We start from the raw sequence: 23,054 nt of genomic DNA, 5'->3' as shown, positions 1-23,054 counted from the left end.
GGAGCAATCGAACGGCCCGGGGCGGACACGACGTCCACCCCGGGCCGGTCCCGGCCTCAAGCGGCCTTGAGCAGGTCGTCGATCTGGGTGATGGCCGGGTGCTTCGCACCGCGCAACCGCACCAGGTCCTCGCGCAGGGAACGCAGGGTGCGACCCGCCTCCTCGCGCCGTCCCGCCCCCAACTCCAGCAGCCCGATCTGGCGGCGCAACTCCAAGGGACGGTGGTCATCGGAGCCGAACGCCTCGACCTCGTCCGCCAACAGCGCGGTCAACGACTCCAGCGCGGCGGCGGTGTCCCCGGCCAGGGCCCGGCACGTGGCGTCCTGCAACCGGCAGCGGAACACCAGGCTCCGGTCGCTGCCCGGGGCCCGCCCCAGGTCCTCGGCGAGCCGTCCGTACAGCGGTCCGGCCTGCCGGAAGTCACCACCCTCGAACAGGACGTTGGCCCACTCCACCCGCAGGTTCACCACCTCCGGATCGGTACGGCCGAACGCCTCCGAGGCCTCGACCACGGCCTCGCGCAGGGTGTCGGAGGCCTGCCGGTACCGGGAGGAGGACACCAGCTCGGCGGCCTCGTCCCGGGCCCGCTTCATCATCGACCGCTCCGACGGGGAAGCCGGATCTCCCTCACCGGACAGGGGTCCTTCCTCGGGAGCCGGTTGCGGCACGGGGGAGGGTTCACGAGTCGGGGCGGGGGAGCCGCCCGAGCCGAACACCCGGGACAGCACCGCCCCGTACATCCGGTGCGGGTTGGGCAGCGACGGCGGATCGAGCACCCCCGGGATCGGTTCGAGGTCGTCGGTGAACCCCACCAGGTGCCCGTACACCTCCACGGCGTCCTCGGGCCGGTCCTCCGGGCGCTTCTCCAACAGCGCCCCCACCAGCTCCGACAGCTCCCCGGGCACGTCCGACCGCACCGCGTGCACCCGGCCCGGCACCTCGTTGGCCTGCTTGGTGGCCACCGCGAACGGGGTCGTGGCGCTGAACAGCCGCTGCCCGGTCAGCATCTCGTACAGGATGCAGCCCAGCGCGTACAGGTCGCTGCGGGCCGTGGCCATGCCCGCCATCAACTGCTCCGGAGCCATGTACTCGGGGGTGCCCGGGGTGTGCCCGGTCCGGGTGATCTGCGAGAAGTCGGTGCGGTCCAACGCCACCGCCAACCCGAAGTCCAACACCTTCACCGTGCCGTTGGGCTCCAGCATCAGGTTGGCGGGCTTGAGGTCCCGGTGCACCAACGAGGCCCGGTGCGCGGCGGCCAACACCGAACACACCTGCGCGCCGATCCCCGCGCTCCACCCCACCGACAGGCGTTCCTGTTCGGAGATCAGGTCACTGCCGCTCACCCCGTGGATCCGCTGCATCACCAGGTAGGGGCGACCGTCGTGGCTCCCGGCGTCGAACACCGCGGGCACCCCGGGGTGTTGCAGCTCCGCGGTGATCCGCGACTCGCGCACGAACCGACGCACCATGGTCTTGCGTTCGTCCTCGTCGGTGTCGGCGGGGAAGCGGATGAACTTGACCGCCACCTCCCGCTCCAGCCGTCTGTCGCGACCCTCGTAGACCTCGCCCATGCCGCCGCGCCCCATGGGTACGGCGACCAGCTCGTAACGCCCTTCCAGGACCATCTTGTCCCGCGTCCCGGTCATGGTTCCGCCTTCCCCGGCTTCAACTCACCCTCCCGCAGTCCTCGATTTCCCAACTCTGCCAGGCGATCACCCAGTTCCGCGATCCGTTCGGAGAGCTCCCGCTGACGCCGGAGCCCGTCCCACATCCGTACGTGTTCGCGTTGTTGTTCCACCGGCAACGCCGGAACCGCCAGTCCGCGCAGGTCGGCCCGGCCGGAGGCGGTACGGCCGGCGGCCACCACCTCGGGTCGCACCGCCCCGGCGAGGAAATCGGGATCGAGCCGATCGGGCACCGCCCGCAGCAACACCAGACGCGGTCCCAGCACTTCACCGCCCTCGCACACCACCCGTACCGGGGTATCGCGCACGGTCTCGGCCACCACCACGTCACCGGGCTCCGTGGTCACCAGGCCGGGTGCCGGCCCGCATCGCTCACCGGCGGGCCGACCCGCGCGCAGGTCCGCCACGGTCAGGACCGGAAGGTCTCCCTCCCCGGTGCTCATGACCATCGGTGGCCGGTGCGACTCCACCGCGCCCTGGTCGATCAGGGCACCCAACGTCGTCATGGGCACCCCGCCACCATCGAAGTCCAGCCCTCGGATCAGTGCGCGGGCCTCGGAGAGGGTGGCGTCCAACTCCTCCAACAACGGGGTGTAGTGCACGTCCGCGCGGCCACGGGAGGCCAACGCCAGGTGCCGGGAGGGGCGCAGGTCCACCTCGTCGTCGATCAGCTCGCCGGCGTCCACGGCGATGGCCCGCGGCTCATCCGAGGGAAGGTCGCCCGCGAGGAAGTCCCGGTACAGGCGCAGGGACTCCTCCCGCTCCACCGCCCCGACCAGAAGGACCCGGGATTCGACGCCCTTTTCGGGTCCGATCACTACCCAGACCTGCCGCCCGGACTCGCCACCGTCCCCGGGCACCTCCAGGATCGCGCGCAACGCCCCGGCCCGCACCAGCGCGGCGCGGATCCTTCGACCACCGGGACGGTAGGACACCGAAGCCGGCACCATCACCACCGCCCGGCCGCCCGGCCGCACCAGGGACAGACAGTGCTGCACCCACGCCAGCTCGCTCTCGCCCCGAGGCGGCACCCCGTACACCCACCGTGGGTCCTCGGCCAGCTCCTCGTGCCCCCAGTCCCGGTCCCGGAACGGCGGGTCGCACAGCACCACGTCGGCCGGCTCGGTCGCCAACACCGGACGCGGGGCACGCAGGGTGTCGCCGACCGCCGTCACGCACAGCTTCGCCAACGGACGCAGACGCGCATGGGCGATGGCCACCGCGTCGGCGTCGCGTTCTTGACCCACCACGGTGGTCGCCCCGAGCCGGGCCGCGGCCACCAATGAGCCACCGCCACCGCACGAGGGATCCACCACCTGCTGCCCCGGCGCGACCCCGGCCAACTCGGCCATCCAATCGCCCAGATCGGGGTCGGTCTCGGCCCGGCCGAGCCCCGAACCCCAACGCAGGGCGAGCCTTTCGAACAACCTGTTCGGATCCTCGGCCGTGAGCACCTGCTCGGCCAGGACCTCCCACCCCTGGACCGGAGCGGGGTCCCCGCCTACCCGAGGGATCTCCCCGGTCAGCAACCGCCCCACATAGGCCAAGAACGAGGTCCGGCGGAGGTCCGGTACCTCGGTGCGCACCCGCTGCCACAACAGATCGGCGTCGTCGGTCTCGAAGTCCTTGCCGTGCTCAAGACACCAGTTCCGAACCTCCTCCAAAGCGAACAGGGGACGGTCGGCCGCCCCGTCCACCGGCGCCGGGAAGTCATCGAACCGACGCCGCCAGTTGCTCACCGCCGGCCGCCGCACCCCGGCCAGCCGGGCGATGTCGGCCGAACCCACCAGGGCCCGCGTGGAAGGAGATCTCTCCGCACCCATCAGTGGTCACCCACCCGGATCCGCTCCAAGACTCCTCGGGAGCGGAGCTCGGCGACGTGCTCGGCCACCCGTCGAGGGGCGGCCCCGCCACGGACCAACAGACCGGCCTCCATGTTGGTGGAGACCCCGGACTGGGTGAGGTTGGCGCTGGACACCAACAGCGCCCGACGGTCGGCCACCGCGAGCTTGGCGTGCGCCTTGGCGCCCTTGCCCTCTCGCCGGCCCATCGGCCAGTGCCACAGGTCGACCCCGCCGATCCCGGTGAAGGCCTGCCCGGGTTCGGTGCCGCTGATCGCCCCGCCCGCCCCGGCCAGGGTCTCCACCACCACCGAAACCGAGACCCCGCGTGCCACCGCGTCGGCCAAGGCCTGTCGAATGTCCGGACGACGCTTGGCGGAGTAGGTCATCAGCACCAGCTCGGTGCGGGCTTCGGCGATCACGTCCAAGAGGGCCTGGGCGGTGGAGCGCACCGGCACCGAGTGGCTCGACGGGCCGGTCCACACCGTCTCCACCGAGACCTCGCCGGTGGCGGCGGCGTGCCCGGCGGCCAGTCCGCGCAGGAACGCCGCGGCCTCGATGGCCGGTACGGCGTCGGCGGTCAGGGCGGCCAGTACCGGGGCGACCGCGCGCCGGTCCCGGACCGAACCCAGGATCGCCTGTTCCGGCCAACCCTCGGCGACACGAGTGGCGAGTTCACGCAGACCGGCGCCGCCGAGGGCGGAGGAGGCCGCGGACGCGGCCTCCTCGAAAGCGGGGATGTTCATGCTGTGGTTCACGGAACCTCAGGGTAGAGGGCCAGCCCCTGCTCCTGCCCCGCGCCTCCGACCGGCACCACGAACCGCCGGTCCAGGAACCGGTTGCCGTTCTCACAGGTGGTCTCGGAGACGAACAGGCACACGTGGCAGGCCGCGCCGTGCAGGAAGTCCGCCTGCGGCTGCGGTAGCCGCTCCGCGCACAGCGGGTCGGAGGAACAGCGCATCGCACCGCGCAGCGCCTGACGCACCAGATGGGGCAAGCGGCCGGATTCGGCCTGGGAGACCAGCCCACCCAAGGTGCCCTCGGCGTCGGGGACGGCGGTGTAGATGAGGATGCCGCCACGCGGGTCCTCCTCGCTCCCGGCGTAGATCCGCTCGGACAGGCTGGCCGCGTCGTACCCGCAGTCCAGCGCGATCGCCCGGATCAGCAGGTGCGACAGGGTGTGCAGAGCGATGTAGCGCTCACCGGGCCAGTGCCGCATCCGCTCGAACCCCGAGCCGACCCGGTCCGAGTACCGCTTCTCCCGGAAGGTCCCGTAGGCCTCCCTGTGCAGGTGCATCGCCGTGCTCTCGGTGACCCGCTTCTCCCACGCCGAAAGCAGGTCGTCCGAGACCCGAAGGAAGATGCCCTCACCGCGCACCTCACTGGCCGGCAGCCAGGTCGGGTCCTCACGGGACAACCGGACGCTCTCCACCATGGTCGGGTCATCCTTGTCCGGGGAGTCCAGCCGGGTGAACGCGGTCAGGGCCCGCACCTCCCGGAGCCGCTCCACCTGGACCACGTCGGTGAAGATTCCCCGCAGCTCCTCGGGGACCCCGTCATTAAGGCGGCGCAGCGCGAAGTCGGGTGTGGGTTCGTGGAGGTCGGGGGAGGAGAACGCCTCCCACTCCGCGGTACGCAGGTCCGGGTAACCTTCGGCCTTTTGCGCGGTCGATGCCCCTTCGAGTACCGCACGGTGGCGTTCGGTGGCCTCATGAACGGTGTCGTCGTCCCACTTGCCGAAGTGGTCGCGCATGGGTGGAGCGAACTGGCGCAGGACCGCGTACCCCTCCTTCGCGGTGTCCTTGAGCATGTCCCAGTACTGCTCGACGAGGTTGTCCAGTTCGGTGGTACCACCCCCGGAGGGGACGGCCAGGGCGGACAGCATCTGGGAGAACCACTGGTTCGAGGCGCCCAGCACCAGCACCTTCGGGGCCTTCCCACACCCGTCCTGGTCGAACTGCTGCTGAAGGTGCGGATGACGTCCCCGACATCGGGGCAGACTCTGCGACCCACGATCACCGCTCGCGTCGCGCATGTTGCGGTGCTCGCCACAGTTGACGCAGGTCAGCTCCACGTTCGCGCCGATGTTGCCGCCCCGGTCCTCCATCTTCAGTTGGGGGCGCTGGGCCTTGGGGCAGGACCCGCCCCGATGCACGAAGAGGTCGTAGGGGAAGTCGTCCAGGTGACCGGAGGTACAGGCCAGAACGAACCTGGCGGCGACCGCCAGCGGCTTCTTCCCCCTGTGCCTGCCGATGGCGTGCGTGAACTTCGCTTCGTGGGGTCGATGCGGGTTGGCGTTCTCGAACGCCAGCATGCCCGAGTCCAAGGGGACCAGGTAGTCACAGGAGGTACAGCGGAAGTTCGAGGGGAACGGCGTGGTGGGCACACCCACCCGGGCGGCGGGCCCACCCGGCTCCTGCTCCGTGCCCTCGGTCCACGGGGCCGGCCGCAACTCCTCCACCTTGCGGTTTCCGGGGAGCTTGCGCAGCTCCTCCAACAGGCGCGGCTCGCTGATCTTCTCCCACCCGTAGGCGTGGGTGTAGTTCCAGTCGTCCAACCCGCGCACCAACACCGCGAAGTTGGGCAGGTCCACCAAGGACCCCACCCCGCTGGTGAACATCAGGTGGCTGGGCCGAACCGCGCCGACCCTGCGCCGGTGTCCTTCGTCGCGCATCAACCCTGCTCCTTCCCCGCCCCGGCCGGGGCCGAGATCTCTTCCGACCGGTCGTCGCCTTGTTCCCCGTCGCCCGGTTCATCGTCGTCTGGGCGCGGCGGGCCGAACGACCACGTCGGGGCGTTCAACAACGGCTGGAAGAAGTCACCGCCGCCCGACACCAACAGGTTGATCTCGTTCTCGGTCTCACGCATGGACATACCGACGGTGGTCTCACTCCAGGAACCCTCTCCCGGCTTGGTCAGCAGTCCGCGCAGCTGGTTCTTGGTCTCGGTCGAACGCTCGTAGCCCAACGCGGTGGACCCGTTCCGGCCCTGCTTCCAGTGGTCGCGCAGGCTGTTGATCCGCTCCGACAGGTAGTCACGGCCGCGCTCACCGGCCACGTTTTCGGCCCGGGCGAGCATCCGGCCGATGACCTCCTCCACCACGGGCCCGTCCAGGTCCACGTCATGGGCGTCCTTGTTGTGGGAGTGCTCGTCCACCGCGTTGCGCACCGCCGCCACGAACATCGCCGCCGTGCCCCGGTCCAGGGAACGCCGGGTGAACGGGGTGACGCTCAGCGCCTCCACCTGCCGGTAGAAGGTGGAATGGTAGTAACCGAAGTCCTCGTAGTGGGCGAGGTCGCGCGGCCGCGTCCAGTTGTACAAGGTCACCACCAGACCCGGCCGGGCCGCCTCACGGCCCACTCGGGAGGACGCCTGGATGTACTCGGCGGTGTTCTTGGGCTGACCGGTCACCACCATCAGCCCGAATCGGGACACGTCCACGCCCACCTGGAGCATGGAGGTGGCCAGCACCGCGTCCACCGGGACACGGCTGTCCCGGTTGCGCTCCTCGCGGCGCTGGGACAGCGCGTGGGGTCGCACGTTGGCCGCCGAGGACGACCGTGACTTCTGCGCCTCGTTGGTGGCGCGCAGGTCGGCGAAGATCCCCTGACGCCGGTCGGAGGTGTCCAGTTCGGGGTCGAACCCCACCTCCAGGCGCTTGAGCACGTCGCTGATGTCGGCCGAGGAGATCCGCGAGGTCAACTCCTGGAGGTTGAACATCCCGGACCTGGTCAACCGGTTGCGCATACCCCGCTCGTTCCCGTGCCTGCGCACCCGCACGGTCACGTCGTCGTCCATGTACCGGCGCATCCCCGCCAGCTCACGGGTGGCGTTGAAGTAGCCGACCATCGTCATGTACGGGTCGGCCGGGGCCCCATGGGTGTCGAACAGGTGTTGACCGGCCAACGCGAGGATCTCGGCCAACCGGATCTCCGCCTGCTTGAGCCGAACCCCGTGCGCGCACACGCCCAGGTAGCGGCGGCCCGGGCTCTCCTCGGTGATCGGCACCTGGCTGGAGAAGAAGTTGTCGGTCACCTCCGTCACCTGCGGCGGGAAGATCTGCAAGGACCGGCCGAACACCCCGCGCACCTGGTCCACGGCGCGCTTGGTGGTGGCGGTGGAGGCCACGATCTTCGGCGAGGTCCGGTTCCCCGACGGCGTGGTCCACGAGGTCAGCTCGTCCACGGCCGCCTCGAACAGACCCACCGTGGTACCCAGCGCGCCCGAGATCAGGTGCAGCTCGTCCTGGATGATCAGGTCCGGCGGCCGCAGCCTCGGCACCGGACGGCTCTCCGTCTTCGGAAGCTGCCCCTTGGCGTTGTGCCGACCCCGGCAACCGGTCTTGGCGTCCAGATCGCTGTGCCGGAAACCATGGCGTGGACAGTAGGACGCCACCCGACCGAACAGCATGCCCGCGAACCCGCGCCAGGGCAGCTGGGCCAACTTGTCCACGGTGGCGATCAGCAGGCTGGGGGTGTACCGGTAGATCTCCTCGTCCACGGTGAGGATCGGCAGGCCCTCGGTGGACCGGGTCCTGGAGAACGGACAGGCGTGGTCGCCCTCACCATTGGCGCAGAACAATAGGACCCGGCGGGTGTCCAGGCGCGGGTCCAGGTCCCGGTGGGCCTGGAGCTTGGTACCGCACCACGGGCAGGACAACGTCTGGAGCACGTTGACGTAGTCGCCGCGGCCGCGCTCCCGGGCCGAGGCGATCTGCTTCTCCGCGTCGTCGTACCAGTTGGGAGAGACCCCGCGGCCGACCCACAGACCGATCCGGAAGGGCTCCTCACCCCAGGTGCCTGGGTCCTCGACCCGCTGCACCTCGGCGGCGCACACCAATGCGGCGGCCCGCTGGAACTGCTGGGCGGTGAGCAACCGCAGGGTGTAGCGCATCAGCACCGCCACCCCGGCCAGGCCGCTGCGGGCGTCCGTGCCGGAGCCCACGATCCCCTGGAGACGGCGGATCGCGAACGTGAACGCGGTCAGCCCCAGGTAGGCCTCGGTCTTTCCGCCACCGGTGGGGAAGAACAGCAGGTCCACGGTGGCCTGCGGGGATGCGGCGCGTTCCTCGTGGTCGGGGTCGGTGATCGAGGGCAGGTTGAGCAGCACGAACGCCAACTGGAACGGGCGCCAGGAGGCGGCGGAGGCCCCACGATCCTGGACCTGCTGCTCGGCCTCGGGGAAGGAAACCTCGGGATCCTCGCGCAGGCGCGAGATCTCACTGTGGCGGCGCTGGTCGGCCATGGCCCGGTTGGCGAACCGGAACGCCTTGAGTGCTTCCTCGTGCCGGGGGAGCGCGGGGTCGGTCAGCAGCTCGATCCCGGCCCGGATGCGCTTTTCGGCCTCACGGGCCTTGAAGACCGCTGCGTTGGCGGTTTCCCGTAGGGCTTCGGGAAGGTCGGGGATGACCGCCTCCCGCCCGCCCAACCAGGCGGAGTAACCGTCGGCGAGCGGGGACAGCCCGGCGCGCAGGGCGTCGGTGGTGGTGTCGGCGGAGGCCAGCACGTCCATGGACAGCTCAGCGGAGGCCAACGCCGAATCCGTGTCCACGGCGGCCGTGGTGGCGGGCACGTCGTGGTGGGGGAGCCAGGTGGTGACGAGCCGGTGCGCGCGCCGGGCCTGCTCGGCGACCTCGGCATGCACGGCCACGTTGCGGCCGTCCGCGTACTTGAGCTGATCCCGGTAGAGGAGCCGCAGGTGCAGGTCCTCGGTGTCGGTGGTGACCGGCTCGGTGTCCGTGAGCGGGTCGTCCACCGGAAGGAACACGGGGGAGACCCCGTCCAGGGCGGTCACGGAAAGCTCGGCCTGGAACAGCCACATGGTGTCCCCGTTGGGCTGCACGGGGATGCGGTTGTTGACCAGGTTCAGCTCGACCGTGCGCTGGTCGCCGTTCGCGCGGACGGTGACGTTGAGGTAGACGCAGGAGGCGTCGGGGTCCGGATCGGTCAGTCCGATCCGGTGGTCCGGCTTCTCGTCCAGCCGGACCTCCTTCTCGAACTCCTTGGGCTCACGGGTCCACGCGCGACGGGTCTTGCCCTCGTCCTCCAGGACGGCGGGCTTGTCGTACTGACCCCAGGTCGCGCGGACGTTGACGGCGCCGGTATCGGCGGGCACGGAGAAGGACAGGCCCATGGTGGAGGCCCACATGTGCCCGAGATTCTGCGGGGTGACCACATCGGGGGCCTCCCCGGAACCTTCGCCACCGGTGGTGCCCTCGACCCCGTTCTCGGTGTTCATGACCTGATCGGCCGCGTCCCGGACGGAGGTGGGGGTTTGGTGGCGGGGACCGAGCATCCCGACCAGGTAGCGCTCACGCGGGCCGGAGTAGCGGCGGGGAAGTTCCTCGGTGGGCCCATCCCAGGGGCCGAGGAGATCGCGGGAGACCAGGTTCTGGAGCTCGCCGCGCACCGCAAAGGAGGAGGCGTCGATGAACTCCTGGGGCTGGTCAAGGGAGGCGATCGCGGCGGCGTCCCGGGCGGCGTCGGCGGCGGCGCGGAGTTCGGCCTTGGTGGGCTTCTTCGCTGTGGGGGCGGTGTCGAGGGAGGTCTGTTCGCCGTTGGGGTTGGGGAAGAGGGTATCGTCAGCCATCAGAACAGGGTCCCTTCGTTGCTGGAAGCCCTGCTCTTGGACTTCTTCTTGTCGTGCAGGCCCTGAGCGACCTCTTCGGCGTAGCGCTCCTGGTTCAGTTCGAGCAGACTGTCGAGGACTTCCCGCTGAGCGGCTGGGCCGATGGTGTAGCGGGTCTCGCGGCCGACCTTGTGGAAGCCGTGGTCGAGCCCGCCGACGGCCTCGATACGCTCTTCCCAGGCATAGGCACGGATGGTGGCCTCATCGATGGCACGGTGGATGGCGCGGAGCTCCTGGATGTCAGGATCGCTGCACTCGGGATCAAAAACCAGGTTGTAGGTCTTGGTGAGCCCAGAGTCGCGAGAGAGCATGACGTCCCGACGGTAGGTGTCGAGCCGGTCACCGAGGTCCCGGAGTTCCTGAGTGAGATCAGGCATCGCGAATGTCTCGAATGCATCTGAAGGAGTATATTGTAGGTCAGTTTTGAGTGTTGCGCATCTTGCTACCGCCCACTGATGGTGAATGCTGCCGGAAATCAGGGATAGCATTTCTCGACTGTCACTTAGGATGACGACGATCTTGTCATTGATTACCTGATTTGTCGGAACCAGCAAAGGCATTGCAGTTCGGCTGACTCGTGTGATTGCAATAACCTCGCTGAGGTTTTTGGTTGCCCGTGCTAGCTCGGGCCGCTGCTCAGCGAACTGCCACCAGACCTCGCGTACGCTTTTTCTGGTCTGGACTCGATCCCTGTCGGGTTTTACTTGGGTGGCCACCTTTTCGAAGCAATCGGGGTATTCCCTTGCTGTTGATTCGCTCCAGTTGTGAAAGTTTATAACCCAGGTTTCTGGGGTCAGGCTGGGTTGGGAGTTGAGTTCTTGTCCGCTCAGGTATGGGTAGAGGATTTCAGAGTTTTTTGGGTCCGATTCCATGAGACTCTTTGCCTCGGCAGAGCTAAGTGTGAAGCCTTTGCCCCAGATTTTCACTCCGTGCAAGGACATCCCTGAGTTTGCCTGAAGCTTTTTTGGGGGGTTGGTGAATCGCGATATTTCAGCTAGGGAGGAGTTGATTCCGTTTGTTGTTTTTCCGTTCAGTATGCTCTGTGAGTTATCGTGCAGTAGGGATTTGCTGATCCATACTGCGCAGTACTCCAAAGCTGCGCTTTTTGACGGCCAGGGGGAGCTGGACACTGCCCTGCGGATGGTTGATCCACTCTTGAGAATTTGGTCTAGGCCAACTTTCCGACTGTCTCCCTGGGCTAGGGTATTCGTTGCAATTATCCCAATTTGGCCATATTTGTTGAGGATGTTGTGGATTCTTAGTGTGAAGTAAGATGAAAGGTCTGCGTTTCCGCGTGTTCCTCTGATTCCATTTCCGAGGTGATCGACTAGGTGGTCGCGATAGCTTTGTCCGACTGCGGGGAGTAGTTTGCTTCCTCCGAAAAATGGAGGATTTCCGATGATGGCATCAAATCCACCGTTCTCGAACGCCTCCGGGAATGTCAGTGGCCAGTGCAAAGGATGGCGTTCGAAGGCTTCGGTGGGCCGGTCGTAATCCAGCCACTCTTTTGCCGCCAATCGGGCTTTAGCCTCGCCAGCGCCCAGGTTGCTAGCCAGTTCGACGGCTTCAGACGAACCTTGATTCAGGCCTCGTTCACCACGGCTCGCTTTCGTAAGCGCCGCACCTACGGTCAGGTCGGCAAGCAACTTTACTCGGCCTGTTTCCAGTTCGGCTTCACCCAGCATTGAACGCTTTCGGTTCAAGCCCTCCAGCGTTGTTCCATCGATGCTTGCCAACTTGCGACGAGACTCGGCGACTCGGCTGAGCAATTCCCTGATTCCGGAGGTGAAGTCAATGAGTGTGTTGTCATCGCCATGTAGTTTGCGGCCCTTCTTGGGGTCCATGTGCATGTACTCAAGCTGCTCAAGGGACGTGATCCCGAGTAGTGAGTCGCCAGCAGCCAAGCGGTCGTCCAAGAACGTGAAGGGTCGTTCCGGATCCATCGAGACCAGCCATAGCGACAGTTTCGCCATCTCCACGGCCATCGGGTTGATGTCCACCCCATACAGGCTGTGCTCGATGACCTGCCTGCGCGCCTCGATGACGACCTTGTCATCATCGGCACGCAGACCGTCCTCCGGCGGCGTGTACCCCTCGACCCGTTGATCGCCTTCCCGCACCCAGGCCTCGATCAGTCGGGCACCCAGATAACGCGCTGCCGCCACCAGGAACGCCGCCGAACCCACGGCGATGTCGGCGACCTTCAGCGACAGGATCTCCTGGCTGCTCTTGAGCTTCCACTCACTCGTGTCGGCGGTCTGCAACGGCCCCGGCTCGTAGACCAGCGGCTCCAGTGCGCCCTCCACGACTTCCTCGGCGAGGAACCTCGGCGTGTAGTGCGTCCCCGTGTTCTTGCGCAGCGAGGAGTCGGTGACGTACAGCTCGCCGGAACGGATCACCAGCGGCAGGCCACGCAGGTCCAGGCGGATGATCCCGAAGAACGGCAGCAGCCGTTCCACCAACTCATCCTCGCGGGGAAGCACCCCGCGCAGCTTCTTACGGGCCTCTTCCTCTTCGGACCGGTCCATCGGGGCCAGGCGCTTGGCCAGCTGCCCCTTCGTCCCGATCTTGGAGTCCTTGTACTTGACGGCCAGCTCGGCCGCCAGTGACTCCACGTCGGTGTGCCGCGCCGCCAACCCCTCCAGCCCGCGCAGCTCCACCTCCTCCTCGGAACCCTCCTTGCCGATGAGCCCCACCACGAGGTCCCCGGCACGGAAGCCGTCGAAGGACAGCAGACCCTCGTACACGTAACCGATCTGCTCCACGTCCAGCGCGCGGAAGGACAGCTTGCGCAGTTCGGCCGACTTCCCACGTCCCACCCGCACGTACTGCACGGCCTTGAGCATGTGCAGGACAGTGCGGTCGTCGATGTCCAGCGGCATCCACGGAAAGGTCTCGGGGTTGAACAGCGACCCGTCGAGCGGGTGCATCTTCAGCCGGGGGTGGTCCACCCCGCCGTAGACCGCGTTGAACAGTGCCAGCAGCCGGTGCCAGGCAGCCGTGGTCCGCTCCAGGTCGTCCTCAGTGCCCTCACGTGCCTGCTCGTGCAGCTCCTGGTACAGACCACCCGCCGAGTAGGCCCGTGCGTACAGGTCGTTGTCGGAGGGCAGCAGGCCGCGCTCCTCGGCGAAGAGCAGGAACACCACCCGCATCATCACCGAGACCGAACCCCGGTACACGTCGTGCGCGGACACCCCGCTCAGGTCCCGGCCCCCGTGCTCACGGGCGCGGGTGTCGGCCCGACCGATCGCGGCGACCAACAGCTCCACCGCCTGGCGGACCTGCACGCCCAACGCCTCGGTGACCTCCTCCTGGGAGTCCATGCTCTGGGCCAGCAGCTTGACCAGCCGCTCCTCGTCGGGCACCCCGAAGAACCGGCGTCGGTTGAGCAACGAGTAGAAGGCCCGCAGCACGTCGCGCTCGGCGGAGTCCGTCCACAGTGAGGCGTCGAAGACCGCCGTGGTGGTGACCCCACCCTTGGGTGCCCACACCAGAACCCACCAGCGACCATCGGTGGCCAGCCCGAGCTCCACACCGTGGTGGCGGCACAGCTGCGCCAGCCGGTCCACGGGGGTGGCCGACCAGGACTCGTCCTTGATCCGCTGCTGCGGGGACTGCCCGGCGGGGCAGACCAGCCCGAGCAGCCGGACGCGGTCCGCCTGGACCTCGTCACCGCTCTCGCCCCCGGGCTCGGTGAGCACGAACGACGGCTCCACCCGGGTGTCGTGTTCGGCGACCTCCATGGCCAGCGACTCCAGGCCGTCGGTGCGCAGGTTCTCGCCCCAGCCGAGCAGCCCGCCCAGCACGTACCGGATCCACGCGTCCCGTCCGGCAGCGAGATCCTCCTGCCAGAGGGTGTGCTCGCGGCGCAGCTCTCGCCGCTGCTCCTTGTCCAACGGGTCCAACCCGGCCGACCACACCTGGCGCAGCACCGGCAGGGTCAGGAACGGGCCGCTGACCTCCAGCAACCCCAGCCAGTTCAGGTGCTGGTCGCGGACCAGATCGCTGCTGCTCTGCATGTTTCGGCTGTGCTTGCTACTGAGGGGCGGGGTGCTCATCGGACTGCTTCCTTACGGGGAATGACGAAGACGACGGCGACGGGGAAGGTGTGCGGCTCCTGCCGCGAATAGCGCTGCTCGATGGCCGCCAGCTCGCGCTCGCGCTCCCCGCCCAGGGACGCCAGCCGTTTCTCCCAGTTCTCTCGGTCCTTGCGGTACTGCTCGCGCTCTTCCTTGGTCTGGGTGACGGAACGCTCGCTGAACAGGGCGTCCTCGTCCTCCTCACTGGACAGAGCCTTCTTCAGGTTCTCGGCGAACTGGCCCAGCACCGTGGTCACCCGGCTGCGCTCGTTCTCCTCGCGTTGCTGGAGCTGGCGTTGCAGCTGCTCCAGCCTGGTGTCCGCGCGCCACTCGATCGCGCGTTCCAGCCCCAGCCTGCCGCCGGCCCGCTCCCACCGGTCGCGGATCCGGCTCCACACCGCGTCCGACAGCGGTCGGCCGTCGGTCAGGGCCTTGTTGAGGATGCCGCCCAGGGTGGTGAGGTTCTCCAGGCGGCGGAAACGACCGGCCTCGGGCAGCCAGCCACCCGAGTGCAGCACCTCCTCGTGCAGACGCAGCCCGTCCGCGCCCACCAGCACGAAACGTGAGTAGGCGCCGACCAGTACGTCTTCGAGCGCGGGATCGTCGCTGACCACGGCGGTCACTCGGTTGAGTCCCACCCGGTCGTTGGACACCGCGGTGCGCAGCAGACCGATGGAGCGGGCCACCAGCGGGTGGTTCAGGTGGGCCAGCACCACGTCGTCGCGGCCCTGGACGTCGTTGGCGTCGAAGGTCACCGGGAGCTGGCGGGGGACGACGTTCTTGGGGGCGTCACCCGCCAGCTTCTCGGTCAGTCCCGTGGTGGTGTGCACCCACGAACCCGTGAGGGCGGGCACCTGGAACAGGCCCTGGGTGAAGCGCTCCTCGTCCTCGTCCACGTGCGGGACCAGTGCGGGCTGGCGGGCCAGGTTCAGGGCGGTGTCCACCACCCGCTTGACCCGGGCCGGGGTGATGGCCAGTGACTCGACCGTCTCGTCCAGGTTGCGGCGCAGCCGGCGCACCTGCTCACGGATGTTGGAGTTGGAGGGCACTCGGCCCTTGCCGTCCGCCTTCGAGGTCTCGGCGTCCAGGTCGGCCTTCTGCCCGAGCATCCGGCGTTGCACGGCGTCGGAGATGACCGCGTTGACCGAACCCAGGTCCTCCTCCATGCGGGCGACCTTGGTGGCCACCCGGGACAGGAATTCCAGGTCGGCCTCGAAGGAGTCGGTGGACTTCTCCCAACCGGTGCCGACGAAGTGCCGGATCTCGGGGTTCTCGGTCTGCCCGTAGCGGTCGATCCGGCCGATCCGCTGTTCCAGTTTGTTCGGGTTGAAGGGGATGTCGTAGTTGACCAGTCGGTGACAGTGCCGCTGGAGGTCGATGCCCTCGCTGGCGGCGTCGGTGGCCAGCAGGATGCGCAGTGGGTGCTCGCTCGGGTCCTTCTGAAAGGCCAATCGCAGCGACTCGCGGTCGTCGGTGTTCATGCCACCGTGCAGTTCGGCGACGTGCTGTCCGCCCAATCCCTGCTGGGCCAGGAGTTCGCGGAGCCAGGACTGGGTGTCGCGGTACTCGGTGAAGATCACCACGCGCTCGTTGGTCCAGTGCTCGCCGTCCGGCTTGCACACGGCTTCCAGGTAGGTGATGAGTTCACGGGCCTTGGCGTCGGGTTGGGCCTCGTGCGTCTGCGCCCACGTGCGCATCCGCTCCAGCAGCGATTGCTCGTCCTCGTCGGCGTCGGGTTGGAGGGGGCGACTGCGGTCCAGGGCGGCGTCCTCGGCCTCGGCCAGCTCCTCGTCGTCGTAGGTGGCCGTCTCGTCCCAGAAGTCGTCCATCCACTCGGGGACCTCGTCGAAGTCGGAGCCGATCGCCTCGTGGCCGGCCGAACGCGAGCGCAGGGTTTCGGCGTAGACCTCGACGGTGTGCCCGAAGGCGGCCGGGCTGGAGAAGAGCCGCTTCTTCAGCAGCAGGGTGACCAGGTCGGTGGCGCGCTTGCCCTTCCGGGTGGTGAGCTTGGTCCGGCGCAGCTGCGCGAAGCGGGTGAGCAGGGTGTGGATCTCCCGCTCGTCCTCGGGGTAGGTGACCGGGATTTCGCGGGTGACGCGCTCCCGAAAGCGCGGGGTGCCGTCGGGGTTCTCGACCTCCCGCTTGAGGCGGCGCACCACCGTGTCCTCGATCGCCGACCGGTCGGGCTCCACCCCTCGGGCGAACCGTTGGTCGTCCAGGATCTCCAACAGTGCGGTGAAGGACTGCTGGTACCCGTTGTGCGGGGTGGCGGACAGGAACAGTCGGTGGGTGAAGTGCGGGGCCAGCCAGCGGATCAGCTTGGTCTGCTGGGAGTCCACCGCGTAGACCTGCTTGGGGGCGGCCGGGGCCACGTGGTGGGCCTCGTCCAGGATGAGCAGGTCGAAGGTGCGCGGGTAGCTGGGACCGTCCGAGGGGAGGACCTCGCGCAGCAGGCGCTGGGCCTTGGCCCCGCGCAGCCACGGCAGGCTGACGATGGCCAGCGGGTGCACGTTGAACGGGTTCGCGGTGCTGCCGTAGTCCCGGCGTACTTGGGCGGCCTGCTCGGAGTTGATGATGGTGAAGTCGAGGCCGAACTTCTCGGCCATCTCGTCCTGCCACTTCAACGTCAGCCCGGCCGGGCACACGATCATGATGCGCTGAGTGCGGTTGCGCAGCAGGAGTTCCTGGGTGACCAGCCCGGCCTCGATGGTCTTGCCCAGACCCACGTCATCGGCCAGCAGCAGGTTCACGCGCGGGGCGCCGATCGCTCGCGAGACCGGTTCGAGCTGGTAGTCCTCGATCGCCACCCCGGACCGGAACGGCGACTGGAGGTTGCGCACGTCCGCGGAGGTGACCGCCGACCACCGGACCGCGTCCAGGAAGGCGGCCAGTTGCTCGGGCTGGTCGGGCACGATCCCGGACACGTCGGGAAGGGAACCGCTGGGCAGGAGTCTGCGGCCGGGTTCGAGCTCCCAGAGGACGTCGAGGGTCTCGCCGTACTTGCCCTCCTGGATGCTCTGGAGGGTGACCACGGTGAAGGTGTCGCCGGGTTCGATCCCGCTCACGACCCACTTCTGGCCGCGTACCTCGACGAGCGCACTCGGTTGGGGGAGCTCGTCGGTCGTTGTGGACATCGTTGGACTACCTCGCGCCTGTCAGGGGGCTGTCGCCTGGATTCACGGATAACGCTAGAGCCGATCGGGGGATCCGTCGATCACTGAGACTCTATTGTTAACCCGGTTCACACGCAACGAGAGTAGTTTGTCCTCAACGCCCGACACCGTCGGGCCTGTGAACCAAAGACGGTCCCGGAGGCCTCGTGGTTTACCCGGAGTAACAACTAGCGGAGATGAAGAGGCGTAGGTCCCGAAGGGGACCGACCTCTCCGCTCCGCGGATTCGGAGGATGCAGTGACACACGGTGTCGACGATCCGAACCCCCCCAGCGGCGTCCCTGCTCGTCGGCACGGGCCACACCGGAAACCCCTGCAAGTACCCAGGGCGCACGGGCAGGAACACGATCCTCTGGGGCCGGTCTGACCAGGCCCCCGATTTCGGCGGCAGCAATCGTGCACTGCGCTACCGAGAACACTGGGGCATGGACGTCCCTCCAGATCACGCCTCCTCACGAGGTCCTGCTGGAGGTGCCGGGTTGGAAACCGGGCAATTCAAGGAAGAAGTGCCATAAGAACAAGGCCTCCATGTCGTCCTGTTCCGGCTACGCATCGGCCGGGAGAGTCAAGGGCGTAAATAATAATCGAAGTGAAGAAGCTTTGGTAAAGCCCACCTTAGGTAAGGTCACCCCAATTCCATCAAAGGCTTCCGATGAAATTAGGGAGCTCCCTTCGTGACTGCGAGGAGCGGCTTTACGGAAGCACGTCCTGAGGGGTAGATAGTATATTTCAAGTTGACTAGTTTTAAGTCCAGGCTTAACGATACAATTGGGGAGTTCATGGTATACCGCAATAAAACATATGTTGCCTTCGCTGGCGAGGACCTGCACTGCTACCGACTGATGGAAGCATGGCGCGACAACAAAAACATCGACTTCAATTTTTTCGATGCACACGATATTTGCACTGCACGAGACTCTAGTAGGCCCGAGACGATTCGCCGCAGACTTCGTGATCGTATTGTTAATGCGAAGCAGGTCGTGATGCTTATTAGCGACACAACCAAGCCCAAGGCGGGGCGATCAACTTCTTTCCTTTTTTACGAGGTAGAACAGATCGTAAAATTGGATCTTCCGGTAGTTTTTGTGAATCTGAACGGGAATCGAGGATCTCAGACCGGGAAACTCCCGACAATGCTCCGAGAGCGTTATACTATGAGCGTCTCCTTTCAGCCAAAAATCATTAAGTATGCCCTCGATGACTATGTGGCGAAGTTCCAGGGAAACTCTCGCGTGGATGGGAAGTCTGGACCTTACTTCTACAAGGGGACGGTCTATGACGAGCTCGGCCTCTAGTGATGCACAGCCTTTCGACACTGCTCAGGACGAAGCGCGGGCTTGTTTCTCTAACAATTAACTCCTTGGCTGCCTTTGGCGTTCTTGGTGGTGTGGTTCAGCTTTATACTGCTGTTCTTTCTCCTCCGCCAATTCCGGGGGCCTGGATTGTCAGTGCGGTTGTAGCTATCTCCGCGGGTTGGGGTGTCTACCGTGCTTACCCTCGCTCGTCATTGACCCGCGAGTTTCAGGTTCCAGATATCAAAATTCGTGTCAATGTTGGTGACCTGTTTGATCAGAAAACTCATCTTGCCATTGGATTTTCTGACACCTTTGATACGGATACCTCTGACGGCATTATCTATCCGAAAAGTTTGCAAGGTCAGCTTTTGGGGCGCGTGTTCCACGGTGACCTGGCGGGCCTAAACAGGCTCCTGGACGCTGCGCTCAAGAGCGTGAAGCACGTCCAGAAAGAGTCTCGTCGTAGAAAGCCGAAGGGAAAGCGGGTTCGTTATCCTCTCGCTACCGTCGCCACTATCCGGCGTGACAAATTTCTGTATTTTTGCATTGCATATACAAAAATGGGGAATGATCTAGTTGCCCAATCCAGCATCGATGATCTATGGCGAAGTTTGAGTGAGCTGTGGCAAGAGGTTCACAGGCGAGCACACCGGGAGCCGATCAGTATTGGTTTGGTGGGATCTGAGTTGGCGCGGATTGGCTGCGTCAACAGGGAAAGCCTTTTAAAAATTATTCTGCTTTCCTTTGTGGCGCAGTCCCGTGAGGAGGTGGTCAGTAGGGAGCTGACTGTGGTGATACATCCAAGCGATGTACATCATTTGAATATGCTAGAAATTGACGCGTTCATTAGGTCTCTCTAGTTGTATGCCCTATTTCGATAAGGGCCAGGAAAGGTGTAGGCGGCGGCACGGGCGGCCGAAGCGCAGAAAGGCGTTTGCTGTTCCAGGGTGGTGTTGCTCTTCATGGCCACCGGGGTAGTCGAGGTCCACTACCGTCACTCAGTTCTGGTCTTTCTAGAGGAATGGGGCACTGCTTGGCCTCTACTGCGCCTTTGTCAGGGGAGTGGGTAGCGCTGGGGTAGGGGAAGGCGTTTGGGCGGGTGAATTCACTGAATTGAACAGAGCCCTCGCATCCCCGAAGGGAGCGAGGGCCGTTCGGCTCTAGGAGCTTGTCTTCGTAGGCAGGCACGCCTGGGTGGTTTAGCGGAGATCTTCCCTAGCGGTTTCGAGGAAGGTCTGCCACTCGTGGGCTTCGAAGAACAGCGCTCCGAGTTCGCGGTTCTGGGTGTCCCGAACTCCGGTGAACGGACCTTCTGAAACCTCTACACACTCGCCGCGCTCGGCGCTATAGCTGGCGGTGTGCCAGGGGGAGGCGGGCACCAACGTTGCCTTGGTGGCGTCGTGCTCAGTCATCAGGGCTTCTCCAGTTCGTCCGCGAGGAGGCGGATGAAGTCTTGCGTATCGTCCAGTGGCAAGGCAGCTGCCTGCATGTACTCGAACCTGTGCTCGTGATCGGCTAGTTCGTTGCTGCCCTCGAAGAAGTGCCCGCTCGGAAGTACGTCGATATAGCCCACGCGGTCGGCATCGCCGAGATGCAGCAGGGTATAGCCGCAGGGCTGTGCCATGCCTTTGGACAGTAGCAGGACCTGAATGTCGATGTTCGGGCGCTTGTTCAGCTCCATGAGGTGCTGGAACTGAGTGCGCATCACCTCAGGGCCGCCAACCAGGCAGCGAAGCGCGGACTCGTCGATGATTGCCCAGATGCGAGGCGGGACTTCGCGGTCCAGGACGCTCTTGCCGCGCTCGATCCGAGCTGCGACGCGCTTCTGCCGTTCTTCTGGGTCAGGTAGAAGTCCTCGTGACATCAGCGCTTCGATGTAGTCCGGGTGCTGGAGCAGGCCCGGGATGACACCCATGGCATACGCCTGGATTCTGGTGGCCTCGTTCTCCAGGCTGTAGAAGGCGTTGCCCGCCACGTCCTCGTGCTGGAACCACCAGGGCTTCTGCTTTCTCGCGGCCTTGGCGATCTCTACCAGCTCTTCTCGGAGCGCGTCGCTCGACCCGTACAGGCGGCAGAGAGCTGCCACGGCCTCGGTCGTCAGTCTGACAAACCGACCGTTCTCGATTCTGTAGAGCTTGCTGGTGTCCCACCCCAACTCCTTCGCGACCTGCTCCTGGGACATCTTGGCCTGAGCTCTGAGGCGCTTGAGCTGACTCACCAGGTAGTGCCTGCGGACGGGGGAGCCCTGGGCCACGACGGCCTCCTTCGTTTCATCGACGTCGCGCCGGTTGGCGGGGGTCGCAGTCATCATCTCACCAACCAGAAAAAGGACATGTGTTCATAATGCGGACCACTTTAAATACAGGCCTTGTAAGTTCGAAGGCCTCTCTCTAGCTTAGATGGTGAGACGAACCCCAGGCCGCACTAATGGCGGTTGGTGAGGTTGGGGGTCGCGGAGCTACGGAGGAGAGGTCACGTGGTGGGCAAACGAGCGATACGGGCAGTAGATGGCGGGGGAGGGGTGGGACCTCTGGATCGCTGGGAGGGTTTCGGGGCGCGGGTGTGGACGGCCCGGCGTCAGCACAGCGTCCCTCTCGACTATCTGGCTGCGCAGGTATACGTCACCAGCGAGATGCTCCAGGAAATCGAGTCCGGTGCCCTGGACCCTGGGCGTCGGGTCGCTCAGGACCTGGATCGTGTCCTGAACTGTGGCGGCCAGCTCTGGGACGTCTGGGCCAGCGCTCACCTGGCCACTCTCCTCCAGGGCCGCGTCACCATCACCGACGTCCTGCCCGAAGCCCTCCAGGTCCGCGCCTACGCACCCCTCGTCCTGCCGGACCCCTACCTCACCGACTCCTACGCCGCCGCGCTGCACCGGCTCGAAGCGCCGATGAACCTTCCGCTCTCCACCGATGCTCTTGTTGAGACTTCCGGCCGGCTCCACCCCACCGGCTCCACCACGTCCCACTGCCTGGTGGTCGACGAAACCGCCCTGATCCGGCACCTTGCACCCGCCGAAACCCTGCGGGCCCAGCTCCTGCACCTGCACCATCTGGCGCAGCACGACCACGTCACCGTGCACCTCATCCCCGCCACCACCGGCCCCCACCCCGGCCTGAGGGGCGCCTTCTGGACGCTGTGCTACTCCCCGGCCCGCACCCTCGTCTACACCCCGCACCCCTGCGGCACCGGCCACTTCCACCGCGAATCGGCCACGGTCAAGGCCTACACCGACCTCTACTCCACCCTCCAAGGGGTCGCCCTACCTGCTGAGGACTCCCTGCACCGCATCGCTGAACTCGCCGCGCGGCTGACCCCCAGTCCCCGCCAGGCCCTCACCGGCCACTGACCGAGTATCGAACGACCCACATCCCGGCATGAAAAAGCTCTGGCGGGTGCGCCAACACCCCCAGAGCAGGCCGATCGAAGTTCCACCAGTCCCTCTTCAAAGAACCAAAGGAGTCTGACCGACATGTCCATTGTGCCTCAGTCACGCCCGTCCGTGCACGTGCACCCCGCCCCCAAGCCCGTACCCACCCTGGGGTTCGCGGGGCGGCGCTGGCCCTGCCTGCTCTACCCGGGCGACCTGGCCCACCTGGCCACCATGCGCCATGACCTGCACCGCGACCTGGACCGACTGGTCGGCCTGCACTCCGATACGGCCGCCGACATCGTCCTGTGCGGCAGCGAACTCTTTGCCAACGCCATCGACCATAGTCGCTCGGGTGAACCCGACGGCTACGTCGTCCGCACCCTGACCATGCCCACCGCCACCATCCTGCGCGTCGGCATTATCGACGACGGGCACCGCACCACTCCCGCCCCCGGCAGCCGGCCCACCGAACCGGTCATCCCTACCGACCGCACCCTCACCGAGTGGGAGGAGGCCGAACGTGGCCGGGGCCTGCTCCTGGTCGAAAACCTCTCCCAACGTTGGGGCAGCCGCAAGGTCCTGGACTTCCCCTTCTGTGAGGGGCTGGGCACCTTCCTGTGGGCCGAGTTCGCCTTCACCGGCTCCCTCGCCCCCTTCGGAGCCCTGGTATGAGCGCCGCACCGGTCACGGGTGAACTGCGCGCGGTGCTGGACGCGCCCCGGGGACAGCGCTTCTCCCGCCCCGGGGCCTCGGCCCGGCCCATGGCGACCTCGCGCGCCCGCCAGCACGTCCGGGAACAGCACCTCCTGACCCAGATGGCGGCCCACCCCAACCTGGTCCTTCCGCTCTGGACGCCCCGGCCTCCCACCCGCACCGGCGAACCCGCCGCCCGCCTGGCCGAACGCGATGATCGGCGACCCTTGCCCAAGCGGCCCAACGGTGTTCCACCGGTCCCGCGCCCCCGACCCGCCCCCGACGACGG

At 66.3% G+C, this 23,054-nt stretch carries 14 protein-coding genes; 5 read left to right on the top strand and 9 right to left on the bottom strand.

Annotation, left to right across the window (positions count from 1 at the left end; translation table 11 throughout):
* Positions 1 to 56 precede the first annotated feature (56 nt).
* From BQ8420_RS14655 to drmD, 7 genes are read right to left on the bottom strand one after another with little or no spacing between them, the layout of a single operon-like run.
* A complete protein-coding gene (locus BQ8420_RS14655; RefSeq protein ID WP_087099412.1) occupies positions 57 to 1,646 on the bottom strand; it encodes a serine/threonine-protein kinase in 1,590 nt (529 codons plus the stop codon).
* Positions 1,643 to 3,508, bottom strand: a complete 1,866-nt coding sequence (locus BQ8420_RS14650; RefSeq protein WP_200815940.1) for a class I SAM-dependent DNA methyltransferase — start codon at positions 3,506 to 3,508, stop codon at positions 1,643 to 1,645. The genes BQ8420_RS14655 and BQ8420_RS14650 overlap by 4 nt, the downstream gene beginning before the upstream one ends.
* Positions 3,508 to 4,284: a DISARM system phospholipase D-like protein DrmC gene (gene drmC, locus BQ8420_RS14645; protein WP_087099411.1), complete on the bottom strand. Its 777-nt coding sequence runs from the start codon at positions 4,282 to 4,284 to the stop codon at positions 3,508 to 3,510. Before drmC ends, BQ8420_RS14650 begins: the two co-directional genes overlap by 1 nt.
* Positions 4,281 to 6,200 carry a DUF1998 domain-containing protein gene (gene drmB / locus BQ8420_RS14640; RefSeq protein ID WP_087099409.1) on the bottom strand — a complete coding sequence of 640 codons (1,920 nt, stop codon included), beginning with the start codon at positions 6,198 to 6,200 and terminating at the stop codon, positions 4,281 to 4,283. Before drmB ends, drmC begins: the two co-directional genes overlap by 4 nt.
* Positions 6,200 to 10,114 carry a DISARM system helicase DrmA gene (gene drmA / locus BQ8420_RS14635; protein ID WP_087099407.1) on the bottom strand — a complete coding sequence of 1,305 codons (3,915 nt, stop codon included), beginning with the start codon at positions 10,112 to 10,114 and terminating at the stop codon, positions 6,200 to 6,202. The genes drmB and drmA overlap by 1 nt, the downstream gene beginning before the upstream one ends.
* Positions 10,114 to 14,172: an Eco57I restriction-modification methylase domain-containing protein gene (locus tag BQ8420_RS14630; RefSeq protein ID WP_200815939.1), complete on the bottom strand. Its 4,059-nt coding sequence runs from the start codon at positions 14,170 to 14,172 to the stop codon at positions 10,114 to 10,116. The genes drmA and BQ8420_RS14630 overlap by 1 nt, the downstream gene beginning before the upstream one ends.
* 35 nt (positions 14,173 to 14,207) lie before the next feature.
* Entirely contained in the window at positions 14,208 to 17,366 is a 3,159-nt protein-coding gene (gene drmD / locus BQ8420_RS14625; protein WP_087099403.1) for a DISARM system SNF2-like helicase DrmD, read from the bottom strand.
* Between the two features lie 817 nt (positions 17,367 to 18,183).
* Here drmD and BQ8420_RS14620 point away from each other — a divergent pair.
* Positions 18,184 to 18,699 carry a TIR domain-containing protein gene (locus BQ8420_RS14620; RefSeq protein ID WP_087099401.1) on the top strand — a complete coding sequence of 172 codons (516 nt, stop codon included), beginning with the start codon at positions 18,184 to 18,186 and terminating at the stop codon, positions 18,697 to 18,699.
* A 65-nt stretch (positions 18,700 to 18,764) separates the two neighbouring features.
* Positions 18,765 to 19,559 carry a macro domain-containing protein gene (locus tag BQ8420_RS31420; RefSeq protein WP_143847293.1) on the top strand — a complete coding sequence of 265 codons (795 nt, stop codon included), beginning with the start codon at positions 18,765 to 18,767 and terminating at the stop codon, positions 19,557 to 19,559.
* Positions 19,560 to 19,898: 339 nt separating this feature from the next.
* On the opposite strand, the gene BQ8420_RS14615 is transcribed toward BQ8420_RS31420, so the two are convergent.
* Both BQ8420_RS14615 and BQ8420_RS14610 read right to left on the bottom strand, forming a co-directional pair.
* Positions 19,899 to 20,111, bottom strand: a complete 213-nt coding sequence (locus tag BQ8420_RS14615) for a DUF397 domain-containing protein (RefSeq protein ID WP_087099399.1) — start codon at positions 20,109 to 20,111, stop codon at positions 19,899 to 19,901.
* The gene (locus BQ8420_RS14610) at positions 20,111 to 21,010 is read right to left on the bottom strand and encodes a helix-turn-helix transcriptional regulator (RefSeq protein ID WP_087099397.1); all 900 of its coding nucleotides are present in this window, start codon (positions 21,008 to 21,010) and stop codon (positions 20,111 to 20,113) included. Before BQ8420_RS14610 ends, BQ8420_RS14615 begins: the two co-directional genes overlap by 1 nt.
* Before the next feature lie 210 nt (positions 21,011 to 21,220).
* On the opposite strand from BQ8420_RS14610, the gene BQ8420_RS14605 reads away from it, so the two are divergent.
* From BQ8420_RS14605 to BQ8420_RS14595, 3 genes are all read left to right on the top strand, one after another.
* Positions 21,221 to 22,048 (top strand): Scr1 family TA system antitoxin-like transcriptional regulator, encoded by an 828-nt coding sequence (locus BQ8420_RS14605; RefSeq protein ID WP_235006214.1) that lies wholly within the window; start codon positions 21,221 to 21,223, stop codon positions 22,046 to 22,048.
* A gap of 123 nt (positions 22,049 to 22,171) precedes the next feature.
* Positions 22,172 to 22,744 (top strand): ATP-binding protein, encoded by a 573-nt coding sequence (locus BQ8420_RS14600; protein ID WP_087099395.1) that lies wholly within the window; start codon positions 22,172 to 22,174, stop codon positions 22,742 to 22,744.
* On the top strand, positions 22,741 to 23,054 hold a 314-nt coding region (locus BQ8420_RS14595; RefSeq protein WP_143847291.1), incomplete at its 3' end, for a hypothetical protein. The genes BQ8420_RS14600 and BQ8420_RS14595, both read left to right, overlap by 4 nt.

The organism is Nocardiopsis sp. JB363 (assembly GCF_900143625.1).
In the GTDB taxonomy this organism is placed as follows: Bacteria; Actinomycetota; Actinomycetes; order Streptosporangiales; family Streptosporangiaceae; genus Nocardiopsis.
The sequence above is the reverse complement of the archived record's forward strand: the minus strand, read 5'-3'. Positions and strand labels throughout refer to the sequence as shown.

Excerpts from the sequence above, each read along its gene's own strand:
- BQ8420_RS14655 (WP_087099412.1), bottom strand. The coding sequence starts at position 1,646 with ATGACCGGGACGCGGGACAAGATGGTCCTGGAAGGGCGTTACGAGCTG.
- BQ8420_RS14630 (WP_200815939.1), bottom strand. The coding sequence starts at position 14,172 with ATGCAGAGCAGCAGCGATCTGGTCCGCGACCAGCACCTGAACTGGCTG.
- BQ8420_RS14600 (WP_087099395.1), top strand. The coding sequence starts at position 22,172 with ATGTCCATTGTGCCTCAGTCACGCCCGTCCGTGCACGTGCACCCCGCC.
- BQ8420_RS14650 (WP_200815940.1), bottom strand. The coding sequence starts at position 3,508 with ATGGGTGCGGAGAGATCTCCTTCCACGCGGGCCCTGGTGGGTTCGGCC.
- BQ8420_RS14615 (WP_087099399.1), bottom strand. The coding sequence starts at position 20,111 with ATGACTGAGCACGACGCCACCAAGGCAACGTTGGTGCCCGCCTCCCCC.
- drmB (WP_087099409.1), bottom strand. The coding sequence starts at position 6,200 with ATGCGCGACGAAGGACACCGGCGCAGGGTCGGCGCGGTTCGGCCCAGC.
- BQ8420_RS14610 (WP_087099397.1), bottom strand. The coding sequence starts at position 21,010 with ATGATGACTGCGACCCCCGCCAACCGGCGCGACGTCGATGAAACGAAG.
- drmD (WP_087099403.1), bottom strand. The coding sequence starts at position 17,366 with ATGTCCACAACGACCGACGAGCTCCCCCAACCGAGTGCGCTCGTCGAG.
- drmA (WP_087099407.1), bottom strand. The coding sequence starts at position 10,114 with ATGGCTGACGATACCCTCTTCCCCAACCCCAACGGCGAACAGACCTCC.
- BQ8420_RS14620 (WP_087099401.1), top strand. The coding sequence starts at position 18,184 with ATGGTATACCGCAATAAAACATATGTTGCCTTCGCTGGCGAGGACCTG.